We start from the raw sequence: 16940 nt of genomic DNA, 5'->3' as shown, positions 1-16940 counted from the left end.
CTTAAGGATAAAGAAGGGCATTTAAACGAGCGGCTTCATCAAGTGTCGCCAGTCCAAGACCACCAACTAACGCAGAACCATCAATCCCAATAATTTGTTTATTAGTACCTGCAGGAGTAGAGGCTAAGGTTGGAATGGATTCGATAATATTATCAATACCTTTTAACGTCTTGATACTACGGTTACTGACTAAAACAACGTCAGGTTGCATTGAGATCATGGCTTCCATTGACATGGGTTTAAATGATGATATAGATGAACTCGCGGGATTACTTGCCCCTGCTAAATGGATTAATTCATCCATTGTCGTACCACTACCTGCCACATAAGGTGCTCTGCCTTCATGCAATAAAAGGTAAATGACTTTTTTCTGTTTCGCTTTATCTGGAATATTACTATTTAGCAAGGCGACTTTCTTATTTACTTGATCCTTGATGTTTTCTGCTTGCGGTTGATGTTGCGTAAGAAAGGCTATTTCATCAATGCGATCTAATAATCCTTGAACCGTCGGCGTAGTGTTCACTATATTCACTTTTACATTCGATTGAGAAAGTAAATCTAATGTACTTTGTGGTCCCATTTCATCGGAACCAATGATTTGTGTTGGTTGTAAAGCCAGTAAGCCTTCTGTTGATAACTGACGGTGATACCCAATTTTAGGTAAGGACTGTGTTTGCGGCATTTTGCTCGTGACATCAACGGCAATAAGAGCATCTTCTGCACCTAGTGCGTAAATTAGCTCCGTTACGGCACTTCCTGCACTAATAATACGATCTTGTGCCGTACTAATGGATGAGAATGAAAGTAATGCAATAGCAAGAAAAGAAGAGGTAAGTTTTGAATTAATCATGATTTATTTTCGTCCATTAAAATTTGAGTTGCTTTAATATTGTTATCTTGTAAAAAGGCTAATAATTTAACCATGTGTTGAATTTCAGCGGTTTTATCAGAGGCAATAACCACTTGAAACTCTGGCTTGCTTTTTACTTTTTGTAATAATGCGTGTGTAAAAGAAGGCCAGCTTGAATAAGAGTGGCCATCCAACCCCCAATAGGGTGGTTGTTCTAATATATTGATGGTAAAAGACTTACTGTCTACTTCACTTATCGATTCGGTATCCGCTGTCGGTAAGCTCACTTCTAAAGATTGAAGTTTTACCGTAGCGGTTAGTAATAAAAAGACCATTACGATGAAAATAATATCGAGTAAAGGGGTCAGATCAGGCTGAATGGATTCTTCCGTATTTTGGGTGGGTGATCTAATCATGCATTCACCTTGATGATTTTAGGTTGGATGTTCTCACTCATTGAATCACTTGAGCTAAATACCCCCTCAATCCATAAATTAGTGTAATTTAATGAATGCTCTAAGCGTGACAATATACGATCTGCCCATAAGCCTAGAAGCTGTGAGCTTGCAATTGCAGGCAAAGCAATGATTAAACCAATCGCTGTCGTTCGCATCGCAAGCCCCAGCCCATCAGCCAGAATATTGGGTGTAATAGACCCCGTTGTTGCGGCGACATCTTTAAACATATCAATTAGACCAAGAACGGTACCTAATAATCCTAATAATGGGCTTATCATGCCAATAAGAGCTAAAAGGCGGAGTCCAGAGCGTAATTGATGGCGCTTTTCTTGAAGCCATAATCCTGCCACATCTTCGCGTAACCCTTTTTCAAAATCACGATGAGCAAGTAGCATGGCATTGCCTTTTGCTGACAGGGCTCGACGTTTTTTTAACTCTTTAATCAATGATTGAATTCCTTGAGCATCGTCTTTTTCTAATTCACTTAATGTCGACTGTATTTTTTTATGAGAGCAGCCAGAAAAAAGTAAAAGTTGAATGGTTCGCTCTAGCAATAATGCCAGAGTGAGTAATGAACAAGCTATTAGGGGGAAAGCCATAATGCCAAGTTGTGAATATAAGTGTGAAAAATTAAGCATAGTTAGATCCGGTATAACTGATTAATTAAGTGAAAATCGGACAGGGATCTGCACACGGTGTGCAATCGCTTGACCATTGATCATTTGAGGTGAAAATTGCCAATCACGAATTGCACTAAGGGCTGCTTCATCAAGGACTTGCGCACCTGATGAGGTGATTAACTCTTGTTTAATTTGTTTGCCACTTTCATTTAGCCAGATCTCATATAATGCAGTACCCTCAATACCTTTACGCTGCGCCATGCGAGGGTAACGTGGTGCATTAGGACGTGTTAAAAAACTCGGTTTTTGGACCAATTGTGGCTTTTCTGTTGCACCTGATTTAGAGGCGACAGGTTTTGCGGTTGACTCTTTTTTTACAGGCTTGTCTTTTTTCTTAATCGCATTCGTAATCGTTTTGGTTTCTGCTTTTTCTTTAAGAATATTTTTTGGGGGGGCAATTGGTTCTGAAACGGTTGGTTTTTTTACCATTTTCTTTTTCACCACTGGTTTTTGAACTGTCTTTTCAACTGTGGCTTGCTGTTTTGGTTGTTCTTTAGGTTTTGTTACCTCATTTTTTTTCTTTTGTACTGATTGAGGAGTAGGAGCACTTGGTGTGACAAACTGGATGTTGACTTGTGATGAAGTACTACCTGTTGGCATAGCAAAGGCTTTTTTTTCAGGAACAGACCAGATAAGCGCGGTATGAATAGCTAATGAAATACCAGCTGCCGCGAGGTAACGAAAGTTCAGCACGAATGTCTCCATTTAATTCAGTACTTTTAAGATGACAACAGTATAAACAAAATAAGAATGAGATCAATTATCAATTGCATTCTCATTTAAAAATACTTTATGATATAAAAAGAAGCAAAACTCTTTGAAGTAACGAGTTAAAAAGAATTGAAATCATGAGAACAGAAATTGACTTAAATCAGCTGCCTATTTCACTTGTTGGTGAAAGCACACCAGAACCATTGCTGTATGCTTTTCAAAGAAAAGCGTCAGCTCATGCAGGGGGAGGCGCAATGCCTATCTCGTCGGATTTATTTAATGAGTGCTTTACTTCCGTATCTACTGAAACAACCGAGATCAATAAGCATCGTTGTTTATATGTCCATATTCCTTTTTGTCGTGTGCGATGTACTTATTGCAATTTCTTTCAACACGCTTCAAGTAAACAGTTAGTTCAAGATTATTTTGATGCTTTATTAGTTGAGCTGAAATGGAAAGCGCAATTGCCTTGGACACAGGTTGCTCCATTTCACGCGGTATATATTGGTGGTGGAACGCCAACGGATCTTACTGCAGATCAAATTGAACAATTGGGCAAAGCTATTCGCTCTCAATTTCCCTTAACACCAGATTGTGAAATTACCTTAGAAGGGCGAATTAACCGTTTTGATGAAGAGATGTTTGATAAGTCATTAGAAGGTGGCTTTAACCGTTTCTCATTTGGAGTACAAAGCTTTAATACAAAAGTAAGACGCTCAGCCAAGAGGCTGGATGATAAAGAGTATGTATTACGCCGTATACAAGAGTTAAGCGACTCAGAGCAAGCGCCTATTGTGGTTGATTTACTTTATGGCCTTCCTTATCAAACAGCAGAGATTTGGCAGCAAGACCTTAATGATTTTTTAGAGACAAATGCACATGGTGTTGATCTTTATCAGTTGATTGAAATGGGAGGAACACCCATGAAAGGCATGATTGATAAAGGAAAACTGCCACAACCTGCTTCAACCGAAGAAAAAGCGTATATGTATAAATATGGTGTGGAGTTTATGAACAAACATCATCTTAATCGTTTGAGCGTTAATCACTGGGCACGCAGTAATCGTGAAAGAAGTATCTACAACAGTTTGGCTAAAACCACCGCTGAAGTCTTGCCTGTAGGTTGTGGTGCAGGCGGTAATCTTGGTGGGGTGGGTATTATGCAACATCGAACATTAACGTCATATATTGAATCGATTAAAGCTAATCAAATGCCAATAGCAATGATGACGCAATCGACAGATTCAGCAGGCTTATTTTCTATGATAAAAGCAGGCTTTGATCGTGGAGTGTTATCTCGTCGTCAATTATTACAACATACCTCTCACGATATATTTGATTACCTTATGCCACTATTTAAACATTGGCAAAAGAATGGCTTAGTAACAGTAGATGATCATTATTTAAGTTTGACATTAGCTGGGGAGTTTTGGGCAGTAACATTAGCTCAGGGGGTAATTTCTGTATTATCTCAAGCGAATAAAAAAGCAGCATAATTATAAAAATCATCATCAAAATAGAGTATTAATCATGAATAAAGACGTTATTAAGTTACTAGAAAATGCCCCAGAGCTATTACCAAAAGACATAGCGGAAGAATTGAATCTATCAGAAGCAGAGGTCGTGAAATCATTACCACGAGACATGGTTACTTTGGTTGCTGGAAATAAAGCACAGGATATTCTAGAGGGGCTGGTTGACTTTGGTGATGTCACAACGATAGTGCATTCTTTTGGCTCTATCTTTGAAGTAAAAGCACCATTCCCAAAAGGTAAGCTTGCTCATGGTTATTATAATTTAATGGGGCGAAATGGTGAGTTACACGGACACTTAAAATTAGATTTAATTACAGATATAGCATTAGTCAGTAAACCATTTAGAGGATCTGAAAGTCACTATTTTGGATTCTTTGATCAAGATGGACATTCTGTATTTAAGATCTATTTAGGGCGAGATAAAAAACGTCAATTAATCCCAGAACAAGTCAGTGCTTTTAATATGTTAAAACAAGAATATAAATAGAAAAATTAGTTCAAAATTTAAAAGGAAAGAAAAATGAATTCAAATGTTAAACAGGAAAGATTACAACATCGCTTAGGCCCAGAAATCCAAGAGTTTCGTGATTCACGTAAAACGCTTCAATTAGCAACCGTGGATTGTGAGGGGAAACCAAACGTAAGCTATGCGCCCTTTGTTTTATTAGAAGATGGTTACTATATATTGATCTCAGAAATTGCACGCCATGCAAGAAATCTTCTGCAAAATCCTGACGTATCATTAATGCTCGTAGAAGATGAAGATTCATCAAAGCAACTATTTGCGCGTAAAAGACTGACGTTCGATGCAACCGCTATTCTAATTGATAGAGAAGAAGAAAATTGGCAATTAGCCGTTGATGAAATGAAACACCGTTTTGGCGATATTATCGATGGCTTGAGCTCATTAGAAGATTTTAAAATGTTCCGATTAAAACCAATTCAAGGATTATTCGTAAAAGGGTTTGGTCAAGCGTTTCAAGTGAGTGGCGATGATCTTGTCGATTTTGTTCATTTAGAACAAGGGCATAAGAAAAGAACAGCATAATTAATTACTTGCTACACATCATCAATAAATTTAAAGCTCAAGTAATTGAGCTTTTTTTATGCCAATCTGTTGCAGGATAGAATAAGGTAATTTAACCATTTAGCATCGAGACTGACTTTAATCAGTGTAGAACATAAGGTTCAGCAATAAAAAAGCGGCGCTATTGCCGCTTTTTTAATTTAACTAAAATTCATATTTTGCTGAGACTGAATAATTTCTTTCTGCCTGGGAACTATCTTTATAAAGTGCGTCTTCTCCACGGACATCATTCCAACGATAATATTCTTTATTGGCAACATTAAAAATACCAGCGCGAAGAGTTAATGCTTTAATTGGTTTATAATAAGCGGTTAAATCTATAATGGTTGCACTAGGCAACTCTACTTGTGAAGCATCACCACCATTTGAACTATCTGTATTAATATCATTATAAGATTTCTTAGCAGTATAATTGACTTTTAAGCTGGTTCCCCAAACCTCATTTGGGTCATCAAAGTTTAATGATAGTACTGCGTTCCATGGATTAATGCTATTAAGTGCATAGCCGTTACTATCTTCCCCTTCAGTGTAAGAAGCCACAGCTCGAGTCGATAAGCCATCTGGAGCATTAACTAATTCATTCCACAAAAGTCTATTTGATAATTCGATCCCTTTTATTGTGGCAGAACTTTTATTTATATATGAATAATGGGTTGTACGACCTACTTTTTTAGTTATGACCTGTTCAATGAAGTTATCATAATCGCTGTAATATAAAGCGATCTCAGAAGAGCTTGAAGCGATATTATGTCGATAACCAATTTCATATGAAATGCTGGTTTCTGATTTTAAGTCGGGATTTGGGTCGTTTACATAACCATGACCAGGGTTATCATAAGTATAATAAAGTTCATCAAAAGAAGGGGCTCTAAAGCCTTGGCTGATCTGTCCAAAAATAATATTAGAGTCTGTAATAGAATATGTAGTACCTAGGCGGCCAGTGATTGCTGAATCAGAAAATGGCTCTAAATTTTCTCCGGTATTATCGCCAGGATCTGTTGAAAAATGATCAAAGCGAATGCCGGGTGTAAGGAGTAGTCTATCATTAGCAAGTGAAATTTCATCTTGCAAAAAGATTCCAAATTTTTGCTCTTTAGCATCTGGAGTGTAAACATATACTTTATTAGGTGTGGCAGGATCTGAATTAAATTCCAGATTGGTATTGCTGATATCACTAGTGGCGTAGGTGATACCATAAACCAAATAATGATTATTCAGTTCTTTATCTAATTGCGTTTCAAATTCAACTTTATTTTCGCTATAGACGTAATCTTTCGTTTGATGATTATCATTGTTTGCAGGAACCCACGGTGGCATCCCTGGGCCAGCAGGCTTAAAGCGTTTAGTTACGCCATTCTCATCTTTTTTAATGTATGATATTTTGCTAGTGATTGAATCAGCAATCGCCGATTCTGTAAACCAAATATGTTTAATTGCAAATCGATTTTGTTTTGTTTCATCTTCACCAGTGAACGTTGGGTATGAAGAGTGGTGTATTTTTGAATCTGTTGTATCTTGGATTAGTTCTGCTAACAACTCGATACGATGGTCGTCATTGATCTGATATTGTAGTTTTACTAATAAATTATCGGCAGTTGTATCTTGGTTTTCAATAGCATAGTTTCTAGGGTTATTAATGTCTGAAAAGTTTTGTAACTCTTCACCATCACGGCGAGTATAAGCGACTAATGTTTCTAAATTACCAAAGCGATTAGCTAGAGCTACATTTTCACTAAATGAGTTATCTTCAGAAGAGTAGGTTAATTTTACTTGCCCGCCAATATCAGCCCCATCTTTTAAGAAATCTTTAGGGTCTTTTGTTTCGAAGGCAACAACGCCTCCGATAGCATCACTTCCATGTAAACTTGATGCCGCGCCTTTTATGATTTCAACGCTCTTAATCATATCAGGATCGATTGTAATACCACTTGAATTAATGAAACTGTATGGTCCACCATCAAATGAACCAGGTTGAGATGAACCATCGACTAAAATCTTTACTCGCTTTCCTTCCATTCCCCGAATATTTATGGTTTGAGCTCCTTGTCGGGTACTCGAATTCATTGTTACTCCAGGTGTATAATTGAAGATATCATCAATATCTTTTGCCATGTTTTTTTCAATTTGTTTATCTGATATTACAGTGACAGATGAAGCTGTTTTTTCTACTGTTTGTTCTGTTCGGGTTGCCGATACAACAACCTCATCGAACATTGTCGCATTCTCATTAGAAGAGGTTTTTGCATGAAGGATAGGCGAGATAGCAACTAAAATAGACGCAGCTAAAAGCGTTTTTTTATTAGACATGTTAATTCCTTGAAAGTGTGTAGTCTCATAATCCGGAAAGATAATACATACTGCGAATGATAATTACTATCATTTTCATTTGATCTTTTGTTTTTTTGTTCTATGACGTGAACAATTGAATAAAATAAAAATGATAGCCATGTAAAAAGAGGGGAATTGATAGGCGTTCTATAGGCATTTGGCTAAGAAAAGTACTTTTTTCTATTAGATCAGCTATTTTATCCAATTCAGTTTGGATTTAGCGCTGTGATTTATTACTATGTGCTGATATGTATTTTACTCGCAACGGATACCACCTATAAGTGGATGAGGAAACGATGCAACATCTAGACGAGATCATTGCCAATGCAACGGCAGAAATTGAACAAGCAGGCTCTTTAGTCGCTCTGGACGAAGTCCGTGTTCAATACTTAGGTAAAAAAGGGCATTTGACACTTCAGCTTCAAGGACTAGGTAAACTAGATCCTTCAGAGCGTCGTGAAGCAGGTCAACTGATCAATAAAGCAAAGCAAGCGGTTCAAACGCTATTAGTTGAACGAAAAGATTCACTTCAAACTGCAGAGCTTGAAGCGAAACTTGCTGCTGAAACTATCGATGTAAGCCTTCCAGGCCGTCGTATCGAGAACGGTGGTTTACACCCAGTTACTCGTACCGTTGAGCGTATTGAGCAATTCTTTGGTGAATTAGGTTTCAGCACTGAATCTGGTCCTGAAATCGAAGATGCATTCCATAACTTCGATGCGCTAAACATTGCAGACGATCACCCAGCGCGTACTGACCACGATACGTTCTTCTTTAACCCTGATCTAATGCTACGTACGCATACATCAGGTGTTCAGATCCGTACAATGGAAAATGGCAAACCACCATTCCGTTTCATCGCTCCGGGCCGTGTTTACCGTAACGATTACGATCAAACTCACACACCAATGTTCCACCAAGTGGAAGGTATGTTAGTTGATGAGAACGTTAACTTTGCACAACTTAAAGGTATTCTTCACGATTTCCTTTGTAATTTCTTTGAAGAAGAAGTTGAAGTGCGTTTCCGTCCTTCATTCTTCCCATTCACAGAACCTTCAGCTGAAGTTGATGTGAAGCGTAAAGATGGCAAATGGTTAGAAGTATTAGGTTGTGGCATGGTTCACCCTAATGTACTTCGCTCTGTTGGCATCGACCCTGAAAAATACTCAGGCTTTGCGTTTGGTATGGGTGTTGAGCGTCTAACTATGCTTCGTTACGGCGTAAATGACCTTCGTGCGTTCTTCGAGAACGACCTTCGTTTCCTTAAACAATTCAAGTAATTCGGGGCTAGAAATTTATGAAATTCAGTGAATCTTGGCTACGCGAGTGGGTTAAACCTGCTATTAACAGCGAAGAGCTAGCTCACCAAATCACAATGGCTGGTTTGGAAGTTGATGAAGTTGCACCTGTTGCTGGTGAGTTCACCGGCGTTAAAGTAGGTAAAGTGGTTGAGTGTGGTCAACACCCAGACGCAGACAAACTTCGTGTAACTAAAATTGATATCGGCGAAGAAGAGCTTTTAGACATCGTTTGTGGCGCATCTAACTGTCGTCTTGGCCTAACGGTTGCTGTTGCAACGGTTGGTGCTGTACTTCCTGGTGACTTCAAAATTAAGAAAGCAAAACTACGTGGTGTTCCATCACACGGTATGCTTTGTTCTTTCTCTGAGCTGGGTATTGATGTTGAATCTGACGGTATTTTAGAACTACCAGAAGGCTCTACATTAGGTATGGACGTTCGTGAGCTTCTTGAGCTTAACGATGTTGCTATCGATGTTGACCTAACAGCAAACCGTGCTGACTGTTTTAGCATTCGTGGTTTAGCTCGTGAAGTAGGTGTTCTTAACCGCGCAGACGTAGTTGAACCAACTATTGAAGCTGTAGCTACAAGCATTGAAGATACGGTTTCTATTGACGTTAAAGCAACTGAAGCGTGTCCACGTTACCTTGGTCGTGTAATCAAGAACGTAAATGCAAAAGCTGAAACGCCAATCTGGATGCAAGAGAAACTGCGTCGTTGTGGTATCCGTTCAATCGATGCGATTGTTGATATTACAAACTACGTAATGCTTGAGCAAGGCCAACCAATGCACGCGTTTGATCTTGCTAAGATCGACGGCGGCATTGTGGTTCGTATGGCTGAACAAGATGAGAAACTGACTCTTCTTGATGGCAACGAAGCGAAGCTAAACAACAATACATTAGTGATTGCAGACCAAAACAAAGCACTAGCAATCGCTGGTATCTTTGGTGGTCAAGAGTCTGGTGTTACGTCTGAAACAACTGACATCATGCTTGAGTGTGCATTCTTCGCCCCTGATCACATTCGTGGTCGTGCGCGTGCATACGGTCTACACACTGATTCTTCTCTACGTTTTGAGCGTGGTGTTGACTCTACATTACAAGCAACAGCGATGGAGCGTGCAACTCAGCTTCTTGTTGAACTTTGTGGTGGCGAAGTCGCTCCTATCTCTGCAGCAGAATCTGACGCTGATCTTCCAACGGCAAACACGGTTGAATTACGTCGCAGCAAGTTAGATGGTCTATTAGGTCATCACATCCCATCAACAGATGTGGTTGAGATCTTAACGCGTCTAGGTTGTTCTGTTGAAACGACAGACACAGGTTGGACAGCAACATCTCCATCATGGCGTTTTGATATTGCAATCGAGCAAGACCTAATTGAAGAAGTTGGTCGTATCTACGGTTACGATAACATTCCAAACCAAGCACCTGTTGCAGCACTTAACATGAACGATCACAAAGAAGCAAATCAACCGCTTAAGCGTGTTCGAGACCTTCTTGTTGATCGTGGTTACCATGAAGCAATTACTTATAGCTTCGTAGAGCCTGAGCAACAAAAACTGATCGTGCCTGAGATTGAGCCGTTAATTCTGCCATTCCCAATTTCAGCTGACATGTCAGCAATGCGCCTAAGCCTATGGACTGGTTTGATCAACACTGTTGTTCATAACCAAAAACGTCAGCAACCACGCGTTCGTTTATTCGAATCTGGTCTGCGTTTTATTCCTGAAGAATCAGCAGAAAACGGCATGCGTCAAGAAATGATGCTTGCTGGTATCATCGCTGGTACTCGTGGTGAAGAACACTGGGATATCGCAACTAACACCGTTGATTTCTTTGACCTTAAAGGCGATTTAGAAGCGGTTCTTGAACTAACTGCTAACGAATTAGCGTACGAGTTTAAAGCGGCTAAACACCCAGCACTTCACCCAGGTCAAACAGCAGCTATCGTTGTTGATGGTAAAGAAGTTGGTTTCATCGGTACAGTACACCCAGAGCTAGAGCGTAAGTTTGGCTTGAACGGTCGTACCATCATGTTTGAAATCGAGTGGGACGCAATCAACACTCGCGTTATCCCTGAAGCGGCAGCAGTATCTAAGTTCCCTGCAAACCGTCGTGATATCGCGATCGTTGCAGACGAAGCAATTGCTTCTGGTGACATCGTTGCTGAATGTTTAGCATCAGGTGGCGAGCTATTAACTAGCGCTAAACTGTTCGATGTGTACCGTGGACAAGGTGTTGAAGACGGTAAGAAGAGTCTTGCAATTGCACTGACACTTCAATCAGTTGAACGTACATTAGAAGAGGCTGATATCACTTCAGCTGTTGACGCTATCGTTGCAGCCATTGGTGAGAAGTTCTCAGCAACATTGCGTGACTAATTAGCAGCGAACACTGCATAAATAAAGTAAACCCAGCGTTGAGCGATCAATACTGGGTTTTTTATTATTGGTCAGAATTAAAGAGTATAATTCAATCTCAGTATTTAATTCTGAAACGAAAGACAATTTTTGTATTTAGTTATTATCGCTCTAACATTTGCCTAAAACTAACTTGTTCACAATCAAATAGATGCCTTATTTTTAATTCTATTAATAATTATCTGCTTGGTATCACAATTTCACATACAGACAAATAATCTGATAAATCCGTAATAACTAGTGTTAAATACCAAATCAACAACTTAGCTTAGGTATATGTGAGATATCTTAGCGTAAATAGCTTATAAATTTGATCGTTATCTCATAAATAGTGCATGATTCTTAAGAAAAAAGTTGGCGAAAATCAGATGGTTGGCATACACTGTCTATTAGTTGATGCAATGTTAAGTCGTTGTTCTAACAATTCAGTTTCCGGTTGCAGTAAATACTGTAACTATCTCTAACGTAACCTGAGGGTAGTTTTTATGGCACTCACTAAAGCTGATTTGGCTGAGACCTTATTTGAAAAAGTTGGATTAAGTAAACGCGACGCCAAGGAAACGGTAGAAGTATTTTTCGAAGAGATTAAGCAAGCTCTAGAGAGTGGTGAGCAAGTAAAATTATCTGGTTTTGGTAATTTTGACTTACGCGAAAAGAGTGAGCGACCTGGACGCAACCCAAAAACTGGGGAAGATATTCCAATTTCTGCACGCCGAGTTGTTACATTTAAACCGGGTCAGAAACTGAAAGCTCGTGTTGAGAGTCTACCAGTAGAAAAATAATCTTGCCAACTTGAGCTAAGAAAAATGAAAGCTGTATAACTTAATCTGTTGTGCAGCTTTTTTATTATCTATATATCCTAAATCCGATATAAGCGATGTTTGAACTCACACAAATGTTGTTATCTTGTTATTTTGTTGTGTTACTAGTGGTACAGTTTTTTGGTTGAATATATTACCAAGGAAGAGAAGTACCAATGGAACATATTTCATTTATTCAAAATACATTAGATTTATCTATCCCAGTAAAAGAAAAGACTTGGCAACTTGCAAACGGGACTCATGTCATTTTACACAGTCGTGGCGTGGTGGAGTTTGTTCCTGAATTAGATTTTGAATCTCATCGAGCCATCGTGCTTTCATCAGGTATTCATGGTAACGAAACCTCACCAATAGAACTGCTTGATCAGATCATTGCAGATATACAAAGTGGGAGATTATCACTTTCTCAGCCTTGTTTATTTATCTATGGCCATCCCGCAGCAACTCATCAACACACTCGCTTTATTGATACCAACCTAAACCGACTTTTTAGCCACCATCAAGATGAAAATAAAGATATTGTTGAAATCGACGTAGCCAATCGTTTAATGAGAAGCGTGGATGGCTTTTTTACCAAGCATAATGCAGAAGAGAAGTGGCATTTAGACTTACACTGCGCCATCCGCTCATCTCAACACTATACCTTTGCGATACATCCATATAATCAACACTATAAGCGCTCAGAATTATTATTAGATTTCCTATCACGCAGTAAAATAGAAGCCTGTTTATACGCAGAAGCCCCAGCATCCACATTTAGTTGGTACAGTGCAGAGCATCATGGCGCTCATGCCGCAACGGTTGAGCTTGGTAAAGTATCAAAAATGGGGGAGAACGACTTAACCTTGCTTTCTGAGTTTAACGAAGCATTAAGAAATATGATCAGTCACGCTGATTATTTTGAGCAGGCGTCATCTGATGCGACATTGGTAGAATACCAAGTAACGCGTAGCATTATGAAACACAGCAATCAATTTACGTTTCATTTCACTAGCGATCTCGCTAACTTCACGTCATTTACTGAAAATGACTTACTTGCTACCGATAGCGATGTGAAATATACCGCTCAAGCCGGGGGAGAAAGCGTAGTCTTTCCTAATGCCAATGTAGAAAATGGTCATCGAGCGTGCTTATTAGTTCAAAAAATTGAGAAAAGTAAGACGAATTAACTCAAAAGATGAGATCAATTCAGAGGCGCTGTTATCAATCTAAATCAATTGCTATGATGATCAAAACAAAATAAAAGGACACAATCATGACTGCACCAAGTTGGGATCTCTCTATTGCCTTTCAATCCCTTGATGATCCAAAGTTGATAGACACGATAGCGTCTATTGAACAACGCATTACCGTTTTCACTAATGGTGACGTTAATTTAGACGTTAATGACTTACAACAAGCGATCATTGAAAAAGAGTCGATTTCAGTGCAATTGGCAACCGTAGCGAGTTATGGAAACTGCATTGCTTCTGTTGATGCTGCAAACGAACAAGCCAAAGCCTTAGTGAACCAAATGACTAAGTTATCTTCGGATCTTTCACAAGCCTTTAGTCCATATTTAGATGCGATTGTGAATGCACCAACGGAGTTGTTTGAATCAGTATTGTCGATGAGTGAAGAGCTAGAAGCACAACGATTCTTACTAGAAGAAGAGAGAAAGCTAGTCGCAACACGATTAAGTGTGAAAGAAGAGCAGTTATTGTCAGCCATGAGTGTTGATGGTAAAAATGCCTGGGGCCGTTTATACGATAATATTACTGGCTCAATGAAAGTGACACTGCAACTTCCTAATGGTACTGATGAAACGATGGGCTTATCACAAGCTGCTAGTATTCTATATGGCAGTGATACGCTTCGTAGAGAGCCTGCCTGGCGTGCAATACAGCTAGCAATGGCACAGAACAAAGAAAGTTTTTCGGCTATCTTAAATGCGCTAGCAGGCTGGAGATTAACAGAATATAAAAAACGTAGCGCTGTAAATAGCGTGCATTTTCTTGAGCCGAGTTTACATGGCAGCCGTATTGAGCAAGCCACACTTGATAGTATGATGTCGGTAGCGAAAAAGAATCGTGAAGTCGGCCAAAAAGCAGGGCGCTTAATGGCGAAGATGTTTGGGACTGAGCAGTTAACCCCTTGGGACCAACTTGCCTCTATGCCTCCGCTCATTGGAGAAGCCTCTCAGTACAGCTTTGATGAAGCGATTGATATCATTAAGGATGCATTTGCCGGTGTTTCTCAAGAGATGGCCGATTTTGTTGATTTGATGGTAAAAAATGGTTGGATAGATGCTGCGCCACAAGAAACAAAACGTCTTGGCGCTTACTGTACTAAATTTGCGGACTCTCGAACGCCATTGGTCTTTATGACATGGGGCAATAGCATGTCAGATGTATTAACGCTCGCGCATGAGCTAGGCCATGCCTTCCATAATTGGGTGATGCGAGATATGCCATTGTGTAAAACTAAATACCCAATGACATTGGCAGAAACCGCATCGATCTTTGCTGAAAATGTAGTACGTGATGCGCTGCTTGCTAAGGCAAAAACCAAAGAAGACAAAATTGAAATGCTATGGGAAGAGTTATCGTCTGCACTAGCACTTACGATTAATATTCCTGTTCGTTATGAGTTTGAAAAAGCATTTTATGAGCAACGATCAAATAAAGAACTAGGACCCGATCAATTATCTCGTTTAATGGGGGACACTTGGACAGAATGGTATGGAGACTCGATGTCTGAGCCTGATCCTCTATTTTGGGCAAGTAAATTGCACTTTAGTATTCCAGAAGTGAGTTTTTATAACTACCCATATTTATTTGGCTACTTATTCAGTATTGGGGTGTACGCACAACGAGAAGCGAAGGGTGAGCACTTCTACACTGATTATGTAAGTTTACTGCGTGATACAGGCTCTATGAGAGCTGAAGAGGTGGTTCAAAAGCATTTGCAGATGGATTTAACCCAAGAAACGTTTTGGCAGCAGAGCTTAGATAGAGTAAGCCAACAAATTGATGAGTTTGAACGATTAGTCAGCTAATTTTAAACTAGAACCCAGCTAACAATATAATCGAAAATAATAAAAAAGCGCCTCACTGATAAACAGCAGAGGCGCTTTTTTTATATCTTTCAAACAACACGGTTTGTTAGATAATTAGAACTGGGTTAGTCACGGAAGTTTGTGAACTGGAAAGGCTGACCAAAGTCACCTTCACGAACCAGTGCCATCGCTGCTTGAAGATCATCACGGTTCTTACCAGTAATGCGAAGTTGTTCGCCTTGGATTGCCGCTTGCACTTTAATTTTTGATGCTTTGATCTCTTTGACTAATTTCTTAGCGATAAGCGTATCAACACCTTGTTTAAAGTCGATGTCTTGGTAAAAGTTTTTACCTGAGTGAACAGCGTCTTTAATGTCCATAGAACGAGCATCAACGCCACGCTTAGCAAGGTTACCACGTAGGATATCTACTAATTGAGACAGTTGGAAATCATCTTCGGCTTTAATCTTGATGTTTTCGCCTTTAAGTTCAAAGCTTGCGTCAACGCCACGAAAATCGAAACGAGTAGCTAATTCACGAGTAGCGTTATCTACCGCATTTTTTAGTTCAACATTATCAACTTCAGAAACGATATCAAAAGCAGGCATAGTTTAAATCCTTAAATTAACGAGATGTTTTAATAGTATTTGATAACATGTCTAACATAGTCACGGTATCTTCCCAGCTTAGGCATGGATCAGTAATCGATTGGCCATAAGTTAGGTTGTTCAAATCAATCATTGGTTGGTTGCCTTCAATAATGAAGCTTTCAGCCATAATACCAACGACTTTATTGCTGCCAGACTCGATTTGAGCACAAATATCTTTGGCTACATCAAGTTGACGGCGATGTTGTTTCTGACAGTTTGCGTGGCTAAAGTCAACAATAAGATGAGGTGGTAAATCAACCCCTTCTAAACGTTGGCAAGCATCGGTCACTGAATCTATATTAAAGTTTGGTTTGTTGCTACCACCACGTAAGATCACATGACCAAATGGGTTACCCGCAGTGCGGTATACCGTCATACGACCTTGTTTATCTGGAGAGTAGAAGAAATGAGAAGCCTTAGCTGCACGAATCGCATCCATCGCAATTTGTGTGTTGCCATCAGTTCCATTCTTAAAACCAACTGGACAAGATAGGGCAGACGCCATTTCACGGTGAATTTGAGATTCAGTGGTACGTGCGCCAATAGCGCCCCACGTAATAAGATCTGAAATATATTGTCCCGTGATCATATCTAAAAACTCAGTCGCCGTAGCTAAACCCAGTTTATTAATATCAAGCAGCAGTTTACGTGCTTTATGCAACCCAGTTTCAAGTGCATAACTGCCATCTAGATTAGGGTCGGTAATCAAGCCTTTCCAACCCACAATGGTACGTGGTTTTTCAAAGTAAGTACGCATAACGATGAATAGTTCATCTTTATACTGATCTTGAATGTTGGTTAAGCGTTGTGCGTAATCCAGAGCTGCTTCTGTATCATGAATAGAGCATGGCCCCACAATAACTAAAAGACGTTTATCTTTGCCAGTTAAAATTGCTTCAACCTGTGCGCGAGATTGCTCAATATGTTCTGCAACATCGTCGGTAACAGGGTGAGCAGTCGTTAGCTCAGCAGGTGTTGGCATTGGCCCTAAAGGCTGAGTACGAAGTTCATCTGTTTGAAATGGCATAGTTTCGCCTGTTAATTCTTTAATACACCCGA

General features: G+C 39.5%; 15 protein-coding genes. 8 read left to right on the top strand and 7 right to left on the bottom strand.

Going from position 1 to position 16940, the window contains the following annotated elements; translation table 11 throughout:
- Position 1: 1 nt before the first annotated feature.
- From PVK62_RS02740 to PVK62_RS02725, 4 genes are read right to left on the bottom strand one after another with little or no spacing between them, the layout of a single operon-like run.
- Positions 2 to 850 (bottom strand): heme/hemin ABC transporter substrate-binding protein, encoded by an 849-nt coding sequence (locus tag PVK62_RS02740; protein WP_274444943.1) that lies wholly within the window; start codon positions 848 to 850, stop codon positions 2 to 4.
- Positions 847 to 1266, bottom strand: coding sequence for an ExbD/TolR family protein (locus tag PVK62_RS02735; protein ID WP_274444944.1), 420 nt, complete (start codon positions 1264 to 1266; stop codon positions 847 to 849). The genes PVK62_RS02740 and PVK62_RS02735 overlap by 4 nt, the downstream gene beginning before the upstream one ends.
- Positions 1263 to 1946 carry a MotA/TolQ/ExbB proton channel family protein gene (locus PVK62_RS02730; RefSeq protein WP_274444945.1) on the bottom strand — a complete coding sequence of 228 codons (684 nt, stop codon included), beginning with the start codon at positions 1944 to 1946 and terminating at the stop codon, positions 1263 to 1265. Before PVK62_RS02730 ends, PVK62_RS02735 begins: the two co-directional genes overlap by 4 nt.
- Positions 1947 to 1967: 21 nt before the next feature.
- Complete coding sequence (locus PVK62_RS02725; protein ID WP_274444946.1) at positions 1968 to 2681, bottom strand: energy transducer TonB; 714 nt, start codon at positions 2679 to 2681, stop codon at positions 1968 to 1970.
- Positions 2682 to 2836: 155 nt separating this feature from the next.
- Here PVK62_RS02725 and hutW point away from each other — a divergent pair, with 155 nt between their 5' ends.
- The 3 genes from hutW to hutZ are packed head-to-tail and all read left to right on the top strand — an operon-like array spanning position 2837 to position 5282.
- Entirely contained in the window at positions 2837 to 4195 is a 1359-nt protein-coding gene (hutW, locus tag PVK62_RS02720) for a heme anaerobic degradation radical SAM methyltransferase ChuW/HutW (RefSeq protein ID WP_274444947.1), read from the top strand.
- Between the two features lie 34 nt (positions 4196 to 4229).
- A complete protein-coding gene (gene hutX / locus PVK62_RS02715; protein WP_274444949.1) occupies positions 4230 to 4721 on the top strand; it encodes a heme utilization cystosolic carrier protein HutX in 492 nt (163 codons plus the stop codon).
- A 33-nt stretch (positions 4722 to 4754) separates the two neighbouring features.
- Complete coding sequence (hutZ, locus tag PVK62_RS02710; RefSeq protein WP_274444950.1) at positions 4755 to 5282, top strand: heme utilization protein HutZ; 528 nt, start codon at positions 4755 to 4757, stop codon at positions 5280 to 5282.
- Between the two features lie 183 nt (positions 5283 to 5465).
- On the opposite strand, the gene PVK62_RS02705 is transcribed toward hutZ, so the two are convergent.
- Positions 5466 to 7628, bottom strand: coding sequence for a TonB-dependent hemoglobin/transferrin/lactoferrin family receptor (locus PVK62_RS02705; protein ID WP_274444951.1), 2163 nt, complete (start codon positions 7626 to 7628; stop codon positions 5466 to 5468).
- A gap of 317 nt (positions 7629 to 7945) precedes the next feature.
- Between PVK62_RS02705 and pheS the strand changes: the two genes are divergently transcribed.
- The 5 genes from pheS to PVK62_RS02680 all read left to right on the top strand — a co-directional run bounded on the left by pheS (position 7946) and on the right by PVK62_RS02680 (position 15231).
- Positions 7946 to 8929, top strand: a complete 984-nt coding sequence (gene pheS / locus PVK62_RS02700) for a phenylalanine--tRNA ligase subunit alpha (RefSeq protein WP_045102137.1) — start codon at positions 7946 to 7948, stop codon at positions 8927 to 8929.
- 17 nt (positions 8930 to 8946) lie between these two features.
- Entirely contained in the window at positions 8947 to 11334 is a 2388-nt protein-coding gene (gene pheT, locus PVK62_RS02695; protein WP_274444952.1) for a phenylalanine--tRNA ligase subunit beta, read from the top strand.
- Between the two features lie 524 nt (positions 11335 to 11858).
- Positions 11859 to 12155, top strand: a complete 297-nt coding sequence (locus tag PVK62_RS02690) for an integration host factor subunit alpha (protein WP_060990903.1) — start codon at positions 11859 to 11861, stop codon at positions 12153 to 12155.
- A gap of 194 nt (positions 12156 to 12349) precedes the next feature.
- Positions 12350 to 13363 (top strand): succinylglutamate desuccinylase, encoded by a 1014-nt coding sequence (locus tag PVK62_RS02685; RefSeq protein ID WP_274444953.1) that lies wholly within the window; start codon positions 12350 to 12352, stop codon positions 13361 to 13363.
- Between the two features lie 86 nt (positions 13364 to 13449).
- A complete protein-coding gene (locus PVK62_RS02680) occupies positions 13450 to 15231 on the top strand; it encodes a M3 family oligoendopeptidase (protein ID WP_274444954.1) in 1782 nt (593 codons plus the stop codon).
- Between the two features lie 125 nt (positions 15232 to 15356).
- On the opposite strand, the gene PVK62_RS02675 is transcribed toward PVK62_RS02680, so the two are convergent.
- Positions 15357 to 15839, bottom strand: a complete 483-nt coding sequence (locus PVK62_RS02675; protein WP_045102132.1) for a YajQ family cyclic di-GMP-binding protein — start codon at positions 15837 to 15839, stop codon at positions 15357 to 15359.
- Positions 15840 to 15855: 16 nt separating this feature from the next.
- On the bottom strand, positions 15856 to 16908 hold the full coding sequence (locus PVK62_RS02670) for a 3-deoxy-7-phosphoheptulonate synthase (protein WP_274444956.1): 1053 nt from the start codon (positions 16906 to 16908) through the stop codon (positions 15856 to 15858).
- Between the last annotated feature and the right edge of the window lie 32 nt (positions 16909 to 16940).

The sequence above is a fragment of the Aliivibrio sp. S3MY1 genome (assembly GCF_028765575.1).
Lineage (GTDB): Bacteria > Pseudomonadota > Gammaproteobacteria > Enterobacterales > Vibrionaceae > Aliivibrio.
The sequence above is the reverse complement of the archived record's forward strand: the minus strand, read 5'-3'. Positions and strand labels throughout refer to the sequence as shown.